This is a genomic window from Paenibacillus sp. FSL H8-0168 (genome assembly GCF_038592955.1).
GTDB classification, from domain to species: domain Bacteria; phylum Bacillota; class Bacilli; order Paenibacillales; family Paenibacillaceae; genus Paenibacillus; species Paenibacillus polymyxa_B.
In genome coordinates this window covers 2,481,520-2,495,471 of the sequence record NZ_CP151948.1, presented here as the reverse complement: position 1 = coordinate 2,495,471, position 13,952 = coordinate 2,481,520, and the positions used below count along the sequence as shown (strand labels likewise).

General features: G+C 46.4%; 11 protein-coding genes. All 11 read right to left on the bottom strand.

Annotated elements, in window-relative coordinates; translation table 11 throughout:
• Positions 1 to 24: 24 nt before the first annotated feature.
• Positions 25 to 3,195 (bottom strand): S-layer homology domain-containing protein, encoded by a 3,171-nt coding sequence (locus MHI21_RS11730; protein ID WP_342420049.1) that lies wholly within the window; start codon positions 3,193 to 3,195, stop codon positions 25 to 27.
• 680 nt (positions 3,196 to 3,875) lie between these two features.
• Positions 3,876 to 4,121, bottom strand: coding sequence for a type B 50S ribosomal protein L31 (locus MHI21_RS11725; RefSeq protein WP_013310118.1), 246 nt, complete (start codon positions 4,119 to 4,121; stop codon positions 3,876 to 3,878).
• 17 nt (positions 4,122 to 4,138) lie between these two features.
• Positions 4,139 to 4,426, bottom strand: coding sequence for a hypothetical protein (locus MHI21_RS11720; protein ID WP_341161612.1), 288 nt, complete (start codon positions 4,424 to 4,426; stop codon positions 4,139 to 4,141).
• A gap of 203 nt (positions 4,427 to 4,629) precedes the next feature.
• Positions 4,630 to 4,779 carry a 50S ribosomal protein L33 gene (gene rpmG / locus MHI21_RS11715; protein WP_013310116.1) on the bottom strand — a complete coding sequence of 50 codons (150 nt, stop codon included), beginning with the start codon at positions 4,777 to 4,779 and terminating at the stop codon, positions 4,630 to 4,632.
• Positions 4,780 to 4,847: 68 nt separating this feature from the next.
• Positions 4,848 to 5,417, bottom strand: a complete 570-nt coding sequence (locus tag MHI21_RS11710; protein WP_165175437.1) for a hypothetical protein — start codon at positions 5,415 to 5,417, stop codon at positions 4,848 to 4,850.
• 80 nt (positions 5,418 to 5,497) lie between these two features.
• Entirely contained in the window at positions 5,498 to 6,880 is a 1,383-nt protein-coding gene (locus tag MHI21_RS11705) for an MFS transporter (protein WP_342420048.1), read from the bottom strand.
• A gap of 92 nt (positions 6,881 to 6,972) precedes the next feature.
• Positions 6,973 to 7,440: a MarR family transcriptional regulator gene (locus MHI21_RS11700; RefSeq protein ID WP_165175440.1), complete on the bottom strand. Its 468-nt coding sequence runs from the start codon at positions 7,438 to 7,440 to the stop codon at positions 6,973 to 6,975.
• A 227-nt stretch (positions 7,441 to 7,667) separates the two neighbouring features.
• Complete coding sequence (locus MHI21_RS11695) at positions 7,668 to 10,697, bottom strand: hypothetical protein (RefSeq protein WP_342420047.1); 3,030 nt, start codon at positions 10,695 to 10,697, stop codon at positions 7,668 to 7,670.
• Positions 10,694 to 11,959 carry a hypothetical protein gene (locus MHI21_RS11690; RefSeq protein WP_254351317.1) on the bottom strand — a complete coding sequence of 422 codons (1,266 nt, stop codon included), beginning with the start codon at positions 11,957 to 11,959 and terminating at the stop codon, positions 10,694 to 10,696. The genes MHI21_RS11695 and MHI21_RS11690 overlap by 4 nt, the downstream gene beginning before the upstream one ends.
• Before the next feature lie 16 nt (positions 11,960 to 11,975).
• The gene (locus MHI21_RS11685; protein WP_341161615.1) at positions 11,976 to 12,629 is read right to left on the bottom strand and encodes a beta-mannanase; all 654 of its coding nucleotides are present in this window, start codon (positions 12,627 to 12,629) and stop codon (positions 11,976 to 11,978) included.
• A gap of 19 nt (positions 12,630 to 12,648) precedes the next feature.
• Positions 12,649 to 13,938: a vWA domain-containing protein gene (locus MHI21_RS11680; protein ID WP_103047751.1), complete on the bottom strand. Its 1,290-nt coding sequence runs from the start codon at positions 13,936 to 13,938 to the stop codon at positions 12,649 to 12,651.
• Positions 13,939 to 13,952 lie beyond the last annotated feature (14 nt).

Sequence of the window (13,952 nt, the reverse complement as noted above, 5' to 3'; positions counted from 1 at the left end):
TGTTCCCTCTATTCTTTTTATTCATTATGGTGCCTCACTACTAAAGATGCCGATATTATCCGTATAATCGGTTCCTTCATCAAACCATTCACTTGCCTCGTAGTCTGCATTTCCATGGGTAACATCGGATTGTCTAGCTAAAGTGGTATGAGGCTGAAACACTGCCGTATCAATCAACTGATTATCGTAATAAAGCGATAAAGTAACAGGTGCTGAATCATCGTTATAAAATCCCATGTCTGTGAAGTAATCTACATGCGCATCACCAAAATACATGGTATCTCCTATCACGAAAGTAGCTCCACCTGGAATAAAAGCACCAGCGTCTTGACTTATTTCGATCGAATTTCCACTATCACTGCGTTCAATTCTAATTTTTGAAGCATCCAATTCCTCAGAACCCGCATTATAAAGCTCAATAATCTGCATCATAGAGTCGCTCTCCCCCCATGCCAACTCAGAGAAGAAAAGTCCCTTCTTTTCTCCAGCAGTGACTTGGAAGATCGTTTGAACGGTTCCCCCCTTCCCATCATCTGCGGTAACTGTGACTGTAGCACTTCCCACTGCAAGCGGAGTAATACTCAGTTGGTCGCCTGTAACGGAAACCGTTGCTACGCTAGGGTCCGATGAATCAGCGAAATACGTCAGTAAGTCCAAATCTTCATCTGCAAAAGTTGAAGCAAGTCCAATAGTTGTGTCCACAGCACCTGCTTCTGTAGAAACATCATTAATCGTGCTTTGAACAACAGGAGCGTGATTAGCAGCAGGTGGAGGAGTCACCGTTAGAGTGAAATTCGTATCCACTGTACCCCCGTTTCCGTCATCTGCTGTAACCGTAATCGTGACTGTACCTGCGTTAACTGGCGTAATTTTCAGATCGCTTCCGTTTACCGCTGCTGTTGCCACGCCCGTATCTGTCGAGGTTGCCGTGTACATCAGCGCGTCGCTGTCTTCATCTGCAAACACACTCGCAAGGCTCACCGTCTTAACTCCATCCGCGGCTCCTGTCGTCACATTGCTGATCGACGTTTCCACCGTCGGCGCATGGTTCACGGCTTCCGGGATCACAGGCGTAATCGTCACGTTGAACTGCGTATCCACCGTGCCGCCCTTGCCGTCATCTGCTGTAACCGTAATCGTGACTGTACCTGCGTTAACTGGCGTAATTTTCAGATCGCTTCCGTTTACCGCTGCTGTTGCCACGCCCGTATCTGTCGAGGTTGCCGTGTACATCAGCGCGTCGCTGTCTTCATCTGCAAACACACTCGCAAGGCTCACCGTCTTAACTCCATCCGCGGCTCCTGTCGTCACATTGCTGATCGACGTTTCCACCGTCGGCGCATGGTTCACGGCTTCCGGGATCACAGGCGTAATCGTCACGTTGAACTGCGTATCCACCGTGCCGCCCTTGCCGTCATCTGCTGTAACCGTAATCGTGACTGTACCTGCGTTAACTGGCGTAATTTTCAGATCGCTTCCGTTTACCGCTGCTGTTGCCACGCCCGTATCTGTCGAGGTTGCCGTGTACATCAGCGCGTCGCTGTCTTCATCTGCAAACACACTCGCAAGGCTCACCGTCTTAACTCCATCCGCGGCTCCTGTCGTCACATTGCTGATCGACGTTTCCACCGTCGGCGCATGGTTCACGGCTTCCGGGATCACCGGCGTGATCGTCACGTTGAACTGGCTGTTTATGGTCCCGCCTTTGTCGTCGTTCGCCGTAACCGTGATCGTGGCTGTTCCGGCGTTCACCGGCGTGAGAGTCAGCTGACTTCCATTCACCGATACTGTCGCTACGTTCGTTGCTGAAGATTTCGCTGTGTAGGTCAGTGTGTCTCCATCAGCATCAGCAAAACTATTTGCCAAATTAATCTCTTTAGGCTCATCTGCTGCATTTAACGTAATATCAGTAAACCCGGTAGTAACGCCTGGCGCATGGTTAGTCACTGATTTTGTTGAAGTTCCACCTCCGGAGGAAAATGTCACGCTGCTCGACGTAACTGTAGTCGGTTCTTGAACCGTTCCGTCAGCGGACTGAATTTGTCCAATCTGCTTTTGTACTTCGTTGTAATTTTGGATAACTTGTGAAACGGATGCATCTTTAGGCAGCTGAATCATTTCAACTTTAAAATTCGGGTTCAATGTCACTTTAGCGTTTGCGTTGGCAACTTGAAGCTCCCCGATTGTTCCGGTTCCTTTAATAGAAATACCATTGCCGGAATTCACATTAAGATGGTTTACGTTTCCATTCAGCTGGATATTAGAAACACCGTCATTAAGCTCGATTACTCCTTTGATATCCCCTTTAATCTGAACACCATCACCTGAAATTCGAAGCAGGCTGCTTTCCGGTAGACCATTGGTGTTTAACACAACATCTTTTTGTACGATTTCTAATTGTTGCAGCCCGTCCACATTACGATTGCGCGAATTAAACTTTAATTTAGCTCCTTTTAAAGCATCTTTATTGGAGTTTCCGATTAACTCTTTCAAATTTCCCTCTATTAAATAAGGAACATTATCGATTGTTACAATGTCTCCATCAATGCTATTGATCGTAGCTGTTTGCTCTTGAGTTTTGAAAATATCCAGCAGGAAAGGAGCAATATCCTCCCTTTTTACTTCACCCGTGGGATTGAGCTTGCTGTCATGAATGTCAATTAAACCTAGACGAAGTGCTGTATCTACCGATCCAGCCGCCCATTGGCTTACCAAGGACTGATCTTTGGGTAAAATGCTTGATCCGCCCTCTGCATTAACCCCTCCGACTGCACGGACAAACACAGCTGCCAGCTCTTCACGTGTAACAGGATCGTTCGGACGGAAGTTTCCTAATCCATCCCCGGATAGAAACCCGGCTTTTTGTGCGGCTTCTATATATGGGGCAGCAAATTGTTTACTTTGCACATCTTTAAAAGTAGAAGAACTCGAAATAGGGTCCAATTTTAAAGCTCTGACCAATAATACTGCGAGTTCCTGACGAGTTAATGTTGCTGCAGGGCGAAAAGTTCCATGAGGATCTCCCGATAAAAGCCCTTGGCGTACAGCTTCTTGGATGGCCACCATTTTATCACTCGTCACATAGGATGTATCTGAAAACAAATTATTGGTAGGCGTTGCAGCGTAAGCAGAAGTACCAAACGCCGCCTGAAGAGCAACAAGAGCGGCTGCCCACTTAAGTGAATAAACTTTCAATGGTTCTACCTCCTAATTTACTTTTGAGTAAAACGACCCTATTCGATCTTCGAAATGTTTCTACATAATTCAAAGATAATAAAGCTTATTCACTGTATTTACCGATAAAAATGTGTTTATATTAATCTTTTATTCATATATTTGTCGAAAATAAGTGATTTATGTCGTTTTCAACTAATATACATGAAACCACTGAACCAATTCTGAACAAAAGCTTATCTATAATGATGCCTAGTTGTATCAAGTCTCTAACTATATCCTTCAAATAACTTATTTCCGTAAATGATTTATCGGAACCCTCCCTTAATCGCGACTCTTGTGCTAAAAAAAATAATCGCAGGCTAGATACCTGCGATTATTTTTAAATTAAGACAGCCTATGCGAAGTATAGAATTACGTTTTAAAATGATTAGTTGCCAAGATTAGCAATGCCGCTGCTGAATATCTTAAAACGTTATATTCGTATCTTTTTTTCATCATAGCCCTCGTCGACTATTGTTCAGCTTCATTTAGCATTAAAAAGCAGCAGCTTCACGGACTTGTTCCAGAAGAATGTTAAATTCGAGACTTGAAAATACATTTGTTATTCGCGTTGTTTCGGATGTAACTATCCGTAAAAAATAAAAAAGCTAGGTTTACGAATTATTGGCATAATCCGTAAACCTAGCTCTCGACGATTCTTACTTAAGGTTATATTTTTTGTTAAAGCGATCCACACGGCCACCGATATCCACGTTTCTTTGTTTACCAGTGAAGAACGGGTGGGAAGCGGAGCTAGTATCTACACGGATAACTGGGTATGTGTTGCCATCTTCCCATTCCATCGTTTCTTGCGAATATTTAGTGGAAGCACTCAGGAAAGTAAATCCACAGCTAGGGTCCAAAAAGATAACTTTGTTCAATGTTGGATGAATATCTTTTTTCATTAGTTTCACCTAATCTTTCATGTAGTTTTAATTTCAAACTCAAACGTACTGGCGCAATACTCCATCAGTTGGCAAAAGGAACGGTTATGTCCCAGAAAAAAAGACGACAGATCATAACGGTTACGCTCAAGCTCGTAAACGACAAGCAAACGATGCAGCATATATCGCATCGCCCATTGCACGAACGCTCCGGATCTTTCGTCAGCCTTCATCGTTATATAAGCATATAGTGAATGGTCCTCCGGCTCGTCCCAAATGCTGACACCAGCACAGGAGAAGTCGGTAGCCACGTGCTTTCGATTCAAAAGGCAAAGCGTGCAATATAGCTCAGCATCTATCATACAGCCATGAAAAAAGCCGTTCTCTTAGATGCAAGCTTTAACTTTAGACGCTCTGTCCACTGGACTAATTCAAGTTTTCGCCGGTTCCATAACGCAGGCTTTTGCAAACTTAACAGGCTTCGCTCAGGAAGCAGAATCATTCAGGTTGCTATACAGCAGACCTAAAATTATCTAGTTTCACGATGGATCGTGTACTTTTTCAGACGCGGAGAGTATTTTTTCATTTCAAGACGGTCCGGATGATTTCTTTTGTTCTTGGTTGTTGTATAGTTGCGGTCACCGGATTCGGTGCATGCCAAGGTAACAATTACGCGCATTTCTCTTCCTCCTTAATTGGAATACATGGTATACAATTACAATAGTAATTTTTACGATTAGTTCTATTCTATAATTCATGCTCCGCTTTGTCAACCTTAGAGTCACGGTTTGTCGCTTCTTCTACCGTGTTCCAGCGATTACGGTACTGTGCAAGCTTCGGATGAAGTTCTAGTGGTTCGCTCGAAAGCACCAATCTGACGTTTCTAATCCATTCTCCGAATGATGCATAGGAAGCGCACAAATTTGCCATTTCAGGACTCATATACAAAAAAATCGGGGTCGTATACTTTTCCGCCAAAAAACGGATGGCTGCTTCAATCGGCGTATACTTTTTACGCTTACCTTCCCAGCTCTCAATCACAACAGCACTCAAAGCCTGCTCCCGCTGCCACTCTCCCAGCTCGTCCACCCGCTTGTAATACGAACGTACCGGCTGCTTCCACATTCTTCTGACGGTTTCTTCATGCAGCGGATACAGCACCAGCTTTGTAAAAGATAATGCAGCTCCTGTTTCGGCAAAAAGCTCCAGCTCTCTGGCGGTAATCTGCTCGAACGTATCATAGTAGACTAGGGTCCCTTTATGCGTCTCGATCGGAGGCTCATAACCATAGGGTACATATTGAAGGTTTCTTGTCATGCCGGACACTCCGTCCTTCCATAGATGAACTTTTCCTTCTATATTATACCCTTGTTTTGGCATGAGTTTACATCAAATGTTTATCCTTGTTCAACAGCAGGCGTATTACGGCGTGAACCCCTTCTGAATTGCAACGCATAAAGTGCCATCGTCACAAGCGCAATCAGTGCAAGCACCGTAAAAATATTGCTAAAATTGAATACCTGCACATTAGATACGACAGGATTCAAATGAAAGGACGACGAACTATCCAGCGTTTTGCCCAAAATACTTGTCGTGATCGCCCCGGCAATGAAATTCAGCAGAGATAGCAGCCCCATTCCAACACCAATCTGGTCTTTCGACAAGGTACGAGAAATCGTGTTGGACATGGCAATTTGCATGAAGGTCTGACCTACGTTTCCGAAAATAAGCAAAAATAAAATCAGATACGGAGAGGCACCCACAAATGTAGACAAGCTGATAAAACAGATAAACAAAAGCGATACAGCTGTATAGACGAGAAACGAATTTCCTTTGCTATCCGCCAAACGCCCTCCTCTTTTACCCAATAGAGCCGAAGCAATAGCAGCCGGAAACATAACCAGTCCAATTATTGCCGGCGTAAGCTGATTGAGACTGTTTAGAAACTGCGGTGCCAAGTACGGCAATCCAAAGCTAATCCCCGTCCCTAAAAAAGCAATAAGGAGCCCGTATGAATATTGCTTGTTACGGAACAGCTTCGGCTGGATGAATGGATCATGCGCAGTGTTAATGCGCCATATAAACAGTGCAAATAACACCATACCGACCAGAAAAAACATCATATTGGTTTGCGAAATCGAAAGTAATAAGAAGGCTACTGTTCCACCCAGCAATAATCCACCTAGAAAATCGAACTTCTGATCCTCTCCACGCTGATCGTCCAAATATTTGCGGAAGAACGGCAATGCGATCAGTGGCAGCATGGAAATGACGAACAAAAAACGCCAGCTTGCAAAGCCTGTGATCAAACCGGAAATAATCGGAGCCAGTGCAGTACCTAACGCCAAGCCGATTGCTGTGACGCCCAAAGCACGTCCCCTTTTTTCAGCCGAGAAATAACGGACTGGGACGATCATAGCAGTTGCCGGAATAACAGCAGCCCCTGCAGCCTGAAGCAAACGAGCTACAATGAGCATCCAAAATTGATTGGCCCACAGTCCAATAAGCGAACCCAGTGCAAAAAAGATAATCCCAAACGTCAGCAAATCCTTAAGACGATATTTATCTGCCAATTTGCCGTAGGTCACCGAGCCAACTGCATACACGATCATATAGCCAGTCAGCAACCAACTTACATCGGAAGCACTAATATGAAACTCCTCTCGAATCACAGGCATAACGACATTAAACATAAAAGCGTTCATCACTGAAAAAACAAGTGTGAAAGCTAGCACTCGCATAAGCTTATCCGCATTGGGATAAGTTTGTTCATTTATCATTTGGTTGTCTCCCTCTCCTGTAAACCTCTTATCTAAGATCATATTTCACTGTTTTTGATACCCCTATCCGGGCAAATTCTCTATATATCCGCTCAAACGCGGGTGTCCTCATGGTGGTAGTCGCGGAGAATTTTTTTAAGCAGGCCGCGCAGCGTCTCCGATTCTCCGACAGATAATGTTTCACCTACCGAGCTTTTAATTGCCTCAATAGTACGTTCAGCTACTTTGTGAATCTCTAAGCCTTCCTCAGTCAAATAGATTTGCTTCATTCGTGCATCTTCCGGGTGACTTTTGCGTATTGCCCAGTTTTTCTTAACGATCCCGTTAACCAGGCTGGTAACGCTTGATTTATCAATAAGCAATAGCCTTTCCAAATCCGTATTGGTGACTCCAGGCGACACCGCCAGTATATAGAGCGTCTGCGATTGTGGGGAGGTGAGTCCCAAAGGGCGCAGTGCCGTTTCAATTTCGCGCCGGACGGTAGTGAAAATCCATTTAATTAAATACATCGTGCTCTCTTCCTCCCAAGGAAGACAAACGGGATACACCTCGCTTCCCATCTCACTACGAACCTCCATATCCATCTAATTTTAATAGTTTGAATTCCAACTAATTTTAATCAGCTGCCTACTTGGTGTCAATACTTTCGTAAAATGATGTTTACTAAGATAAGGTGAATTTCAAATTACGGATTCATCCTTTATGGAAATATAGGCATAATAAAAGACGAGTCCTTGAAGGAAACCCGTCTTTTACTTCATTCATCATTCATTTGTTTTATAGTTGTTTAGTCCGCGGCTTTCACTTGAACTAGCGGATATTCTTCTTCATCAACGGTAACCGTACTAGCATCATTCAGCTCCAGCCGTTGCCAAATGGTTAACAACGTACGATAAGGATACTTCTTCAGATCGTACTCCTTTGTCTCTGTACCATCACCGGACGTGCTACCTATGGTTTTATCGGCTGCTATACCACTACCCTCAGTAGAAATCTCCGAAGTCGAGCCTCCGTCCGTGTTGCCTGTCACTGCTCCAGACTGATCGCCGCTTGTTCCACTGGATGTACTACCACGAGCTGTGGAACCACTGTCCGTGGATTGTCCATCTGCTGTCGTACTTTTTGTAGTGGCGCTCCCAGTGATTACGTCACCGGATGGATCATTGTTCGCATTACTGGCAGCTTCCTTGTCGTTCTGTTCAGCAAGCGTAAAATTTTCGTATAAGTGCTCCTGTTGATCCGCCCCAACAATGACGAGCTTCTTCGGCTTAAATTCTGCCTGCTCTGTCGATGTCTGAAACGCAAACAACAGCTTGACCATTTTCGTAGTGGACTTGGTATTAGGCACATGTGTCACTATCGCCGTAGGCTCCTCTTTTACGGGCACTGTAGGCTCTACAGGCTGTTGTACAGGCTTCGGAGCAGCAACAGGCGCAGGTGTGTCACCAGATCCGATCACCCCGGTTGCTTTCAGGCCGCCGAGCGTACCTGCAATGACAATCAGCACGATCCCGGAAATCACCCCACCTTTACGAAAACGACGAAGTGTTTTAACCAACGGTGTGTCCGTCTCCCGCTTTGCTGCCAAATAGAAATTTTTAAAAGCAGGCTTTGCAGGTTCAAAATATTGACGCCACAGCGTTTTTTTATGCAGTCCCTCTCGTCCTTCCTTTTGGAAGAATAGAAGTAGCGCACGTCGATACGACGGTTCGAAACCGCCACGTGGAGTAGCAAACTCGGGGTGTTCTTCCGACCATCGGATAAAGCGGTACATCGTATCGTTATCCTTCGCCCATTTGCGGATCGAACTGACCAGACGAGCAAAGTCCAATATTCCTTCTCCCGGCCCGTCAGAACGATAGAAAGCAGGCAACAGACGGGCAAAATGGCCTTCCGCAAGCTGCTGGGGCAGCCAGCCATAAGCCCAATCCTGTACCTTTTCTACTTCGCCAGGCTCCAGGCCATCCAGTACCGACGGTTCCGGTTCCTCCGTATTAAACCAATCGTAAGCCGCAATCAATCGCACTGCTTGTCCCTTGAGGGGAGCAGGCAGCTTTCCAACCCACTGCACCAAATCGGGCCGTGTAAAAAATGGAATCTGTACGACCTGATCGGGTGATATTTCTTTTAGCTCTACTTCGGTAAGTAAATACCGATCCGACGCTTCCTGCAGGCGCTCTGTCAATCCAGATTGCTCCAGCGGGGACAGTTTGCCTACGGCAGAGCTGCTGTCCCATTGACGCAAGCGTTGGTGAATGGCAGCCACAGCCTCTACTGGTTTTCTTTCGGCACGCAGTCTGCCCATCAGTGCAGATTCTGCCAAAAGCTGAAAATCGGCATTCGCCGACACTTCGATATACCGACTGCCCCATTCATGCACAACAGCCAGCAATCCCTTGGCATCCGGTGTTCTTTTCATCTGACTGTCCATGTAGGGAATGAACAGCATTTTTGTAAGCGCCGGATTACCCAGCACTTTCGTAAAATATGCCTTGCCTAATGACGGATTCTCCTCAATCGTATGGTAAATATACGTGACTGCTTCCGTATTTCTGGCAGTATAAGCATTGTTTAGCGAACGGATTAAATATTCCACCAACCGATTTTCGCTGCTGCGTGCATGAACTTTATAATAGTCCTTGAAACTATCGACTAGACCTACATCTGGAATATATCCATCCTTCACCCGATCAAATTCATGATCAAAAAACGATAGAAACAGATCATTCAGCCTCATTTTACGTGGCAGCGAATCGGGTGGCGATAAATAATCAGTCAAGCTTCGTAATACAGCGATTCGTTGTTCGTTGTATAATGCCCGCTCTCCCTGCTCAATTCTGTACAACGTAATGAGCTCATGATAGCTGGATGGCGTCAAATCACGCCCTGCCTCCATACCTGTCAGCATTTGCTCGGCAAATTTGAAGAAATCATCCGGCGTCTCACCATTCAGCAACGTACGGACAATCCAGTCAAAATACGGCTGTCTCATCTGCTCTGCATCCACATTAAGTATTCGACTATGGTTAGACAGGTCAAATACAAAGTCCTTTTCCACATTCCGATCACCGGGACGCAAACTAAAAGGCTCAACGAACATCAAGTGAATGCCTTTTCTGCTGTTCGGTTCCTGTGCATATGTAAGAAATCCGAGTCTGTTACGAAATGCATAAGGCAGTGCCGCATACAGCACACCCAGCAGCTGCTTGGCTGAAGAACCGACCGCTTCTACAGGAACATTCAGCGCTACATATACCTTTTTGCGACCCGCTGCGGACATCATGACTGCGTATAAAAGCTGTTTGAACACTTCTTCGCTCAGCTGCAATTGAGCCAGCACTGTAGACGGGTCAACAGCCGGAAATACACTTCCACCCGGTAGACGCTCCAATTCCGGTAAATCCGTTCCCTGCTCAATATCATAGGTATCAACAAATGATGTGTTCAGCCACTGCTTATAGTCAGACGGAGATTCACCATGTCCGGCTGGAATCACATAGTTGTGCGTGAAAAAGGCGCTCCGCAGCCCAGTAAAATCCGCAGCCTTATAAATACTGCGGCCAAGCACTACATCCCCGGACTCCGTCCGTACCAGATGCATGGCTTCCGGATAGACGCTTTCCTGCTTCTCGCCACGCGCCGTCAAGGCAGCAGGCGCATCATATACACATAAGGGATGGAGCACCTTTTTAATAAAAGAAGCATCCAATCCTTTGGAATTAGCCACTGTATCGAAGCCTTCCGTAGAACGGAAAATTCCACGCCGTTCCCGTGTGTACATCTGCTGTTGTATCAAATGAGAGGTAGAATAACTCACTGTGATTCTCTCCCCTCAATGTACTTCAACTTGTAAAGCAGCCAAATGAATGGCTCATCCACACGGATCGGACTAACCAATCCTTGCAGCTTTTGCTCCACTGGATTGCTACCCAGCGCGGAAACCGCGAAATAGGCCGTATCCGTAAAATATACATCCATCGTGCCCTTGAACGGCTTATCCACCTTTTCGATGAAGCGTCGAACTTCGCCATCAATGTTCGCGAACTCATCCAAATCCATATATTTGCGATGCTCCATCGGATTAAAAATATTGCTATTCCTCTTGATGTATGTGCCTTCTTCATCTGCCAATGCAGTAAGCATATCACTTTTGGTCAGGACGACAGCGGTCGGAATGTCCGTTTTCCCTTTTTCCTGATAAGCAATAAAATCACCGAACATCGTAAGTACGACATCACGCGGTTCATCATATTGTGAGACCCATTCACCCGGCTTATCGCCAAGGTTAATCTTAATGCGCTCCCGAATAGAGCGGATTTGCAGTGGATCGACCATAAAGAGAATACCTGCTGAATTCTTAATATGCTGTCCATGCAGTCCCAGATAGTCCTGATCTACCATTCCCTCACCGGCGACATCAAAAAATACCAGCGTCAGTGGCGGCTTTTCCTCATCCTTAAATACAAACTGGAAGATAAAAGGCTCCTGCATCTTTTCTTTTTGTGTCGATGTAAGCAGATCGCCTCGTTCAAATAGGGGTTCCTCATACATGGTGCGGAACTTTCGGCTGATCTCTGCATTGAGCGGCATGCAAGCCGCGTCAAAATGATCGGCCGTAACATGCTGCAACGTGTGAATCAGGGAGGTCATATAGACAGATTTCCCCGCCTGCGAAGCCCCAATAATCGAAATGATATTGCTAGGCACCTTACCCGCCGTCACGGGCAGCTCGTTATGGCAGTGCGGGCACAGTCGGTGGCGCGTCAGCTCGCCATAACGGTCCGTCAGTCCTGTCAGTACATGATCAGAATACAATCGATGTTCCTCAGGAACATCATGGGGATGCAAAATCGCCTCCATATCATGCACACTATCCAAGCCAAAACGCTCCCGATATTTGTTCAATAGCTCATCTTCACCTAAAGCGTAGTCCTCGTCATCTTCACGGTGATGAGAAGCGCGGAATACCACGTCCTCCGGGGAAAATTTACTAAAGCAATAAGGGCACACAATATCATAAAATAACGGCCTTGGCGCTGCCTGTGGCTTTCTTCTGAATAAATTGCTAAGAAAACTCATCGGTTGCGGCCTCCTTTCATTCAGGAACTAATTCAAATACCGTGCCATATTTCTGGCCGTCTGTAAAAAACAGCCGCACATATTCATCTCCCCCCACTTCAACAGCGGGTAAAACATTCCGTCCCGCGGCAAAGGGTGCCGTGAATGGATACAAGGTTCCATCGTCCCGGTCTGCGGGATAGCCCCCGCGCTTCTTCACGTAGCAAAGCGCCTCCTGCGGGACAGGAACTTCGGCTGTCACCTGAATCTGGACGGTTTTGCGGCTGCGAAACCAGCTTTTTTTATGGTGAACCGCATATCTGATTTTAGCCCTCCCCGTACTCAACTCCAGTTGGTTGGCTCCGTCTTGCTGACGGATCACGTAAGTGTCTCCATCCTCCCGAACAGCCGGATATACGATATACCGTACGCGTCCAATACCATCAATTCGGTCACGATAGCTACCAGCAGCCTTATACTCCTCGCGTGTAAACAGTTTTAGGCTTGAAAAAGGCGGTAAAACTTCACCCTCATTTTGCCCATTCACACCTGCATCGGCTGATTGTTTCGCAATATATACCACGGCTGCGCCCTCAGGCCACTGCCAGCGCAACACAACCCGGTTGTCATCAATTTTGTGGCTCAGCTCCGAAATAACAGGATCACCGGGCTGTGCTTCCCTATACTGCATAAGTTCCAGGCCTCCCGTTCTAAAATCCACTGCTGCGTCGATTGCGCGTCGGGGCTTCCGGTGCCCCTCTCCGGCGTCCTGACGGCGCACCCTGACTTCCTCCACCGGAAGATCGGCGAGTATTTTCCGCAATCGGTAGAACAAGCGAAAAGACAGCGATAAGGGCTGCCAGTACGAGCGCTGCCACCAAACGAATCATCAAGTCGCCTATAGGCGAGCCAGATAATCCCTTTTCCAAAATAAAGCCAGCGAGCAAGCCTGCCGGGACTCCTCCAATCGCAAAATTCCGCGCGAGAAAACGGTTATCAAACATCAGCCCAAGAGCTAATCCTAATAGAGCGCCGATAATGACCAGAGCCGTTACGCGATAAATGGCAAAATACAGACTGTCGGCATACTCACCTGTCCGCTCCGTTACCAGTGTGCGATCACCGATTTTGTTATATATTTTACCGAACGCCTGAGTAAGTCCTTGGGCATTGGCTACATTAGAATAAGTTCCGCCTGTCAGGTCAGCAATATTTTGCAATAAGGCTATACCATCCGACTCTGCCAGCTTCAGCCCGATCGTATTGATCGGAATCTGGCGGGCGATATAAGGAGCCAATGCCGTCTGGGTATCCAGCTCGCTAAAGCCGTCAGAGAGCATAATAACGAGAGAACCTTTTTCTGCATTGCCTTGGGTTTCAATCTCCTTGATCGTCTCATCCAAAGCAAGTCCGATCTCTGTACCGCCTGACATTATAGTCTGCATACTATCAATTTTGGAATAAACCGCTTGCTTCTCTGCATCTGTGCGAATGGGAGTAAACGGCTGAACCAACTGCGCAGTAGAATCAAATGAAACAATGGCTACCCGCTTGTCTCCATCCATTTGGCCAATTAGACTCTTGGCAGCCGTTAGGCGTTCATTATCGGGATCTGTTTGCTGCATACTCCCGGAATTATCAATCACTAGCACGAGGTCCTGTACGCTCTTGCGCCCTTCAGGGTTAACCTGATAGCCCAACTCCAATAGCAGACCTGCGACGAATAACATCACCAGCGTTGCAGGCACCAGTAACTTCCAGGATAACCCGGAGTAGCGCTGCCGCCATGAATGCCCATTTAACTGTGGCGAAATTAGTTCGCCGATCAGACAACCTAGGCCAATACACAGTGCCATGATGCCAAAATACAGCCCGATCACGACGATATGCGGCCAGTGCCCTATCAATTTGTGAAGAATAAGCTCTCCCAAGATGAAGCCTACTACAGCGCCCAGCAAGCCGAACAGCAATAGGAGAACGTTAAATTTACGCTGCTTCATAAGAATCGTTGCTT

Excerpts from the sequence above, each read along its gene's own strand:
- MHI21_RS11725 (WP_013310118.1), bottom strand. The coding sequence starts at position 4,121 with ATGAAAAAAGATATTCATCCAACATTGAACAAAGTTATCTTTTTGGAC.
- rpmG (WP_013310116.1), bottom strand. The coding sequence starts at position 4,779 with ATGCGCGTAATTGTTACCTTGGCATGCACCGAATCCGGTGACCGCAAC.
- MHI21_RS11710 (WP_165175437.1), bottom strand. The coding sequence starts at position 5,417 with ATGACAAGAAACCTTCAATATGTACCCTATGGTTATGAGCCTCCGATC.
- MHI21_RS11705 (WP_342420048.1), bottom strand. The coding sequence starts at position 6,880 with ATGATAAATGAACAAACTTATCCCAATGCGGATAAGCTTATGCGAGTG.
- MHI21_RS11700 (WP_165175440.1), bottom strand. The coding sequence starts at position 7,440 with ATGGGAAGCGAGGTGTATCCCGTTTGTCTTCCTTGGGAGGAAGAGAGC.
- MHI21_RS11690 (WP_254351317.1), bottom strand. The coding sequence starts at position 11,959 with ATGAGTTTTCTTAGCAATTTATTCAGAAGAAAGCCACAGGCAGCGCCA.
- MHI21_RS11685 (WP_341161615.1), bottom strand. The coding sequence starts at position 12,629 with ATGCAGTATAGGGAAGCACAGCCCGGTGATCCTGTTATTTCGGAGCTG.
- MHI21_RS11680 (WP_103047751.1), bottom strand. The coding sequence starts at position 13,938 with ATGAAGCAGCGTAAATTTAACGTTCTCCTATTGCTGTTCGGCTTGCTG.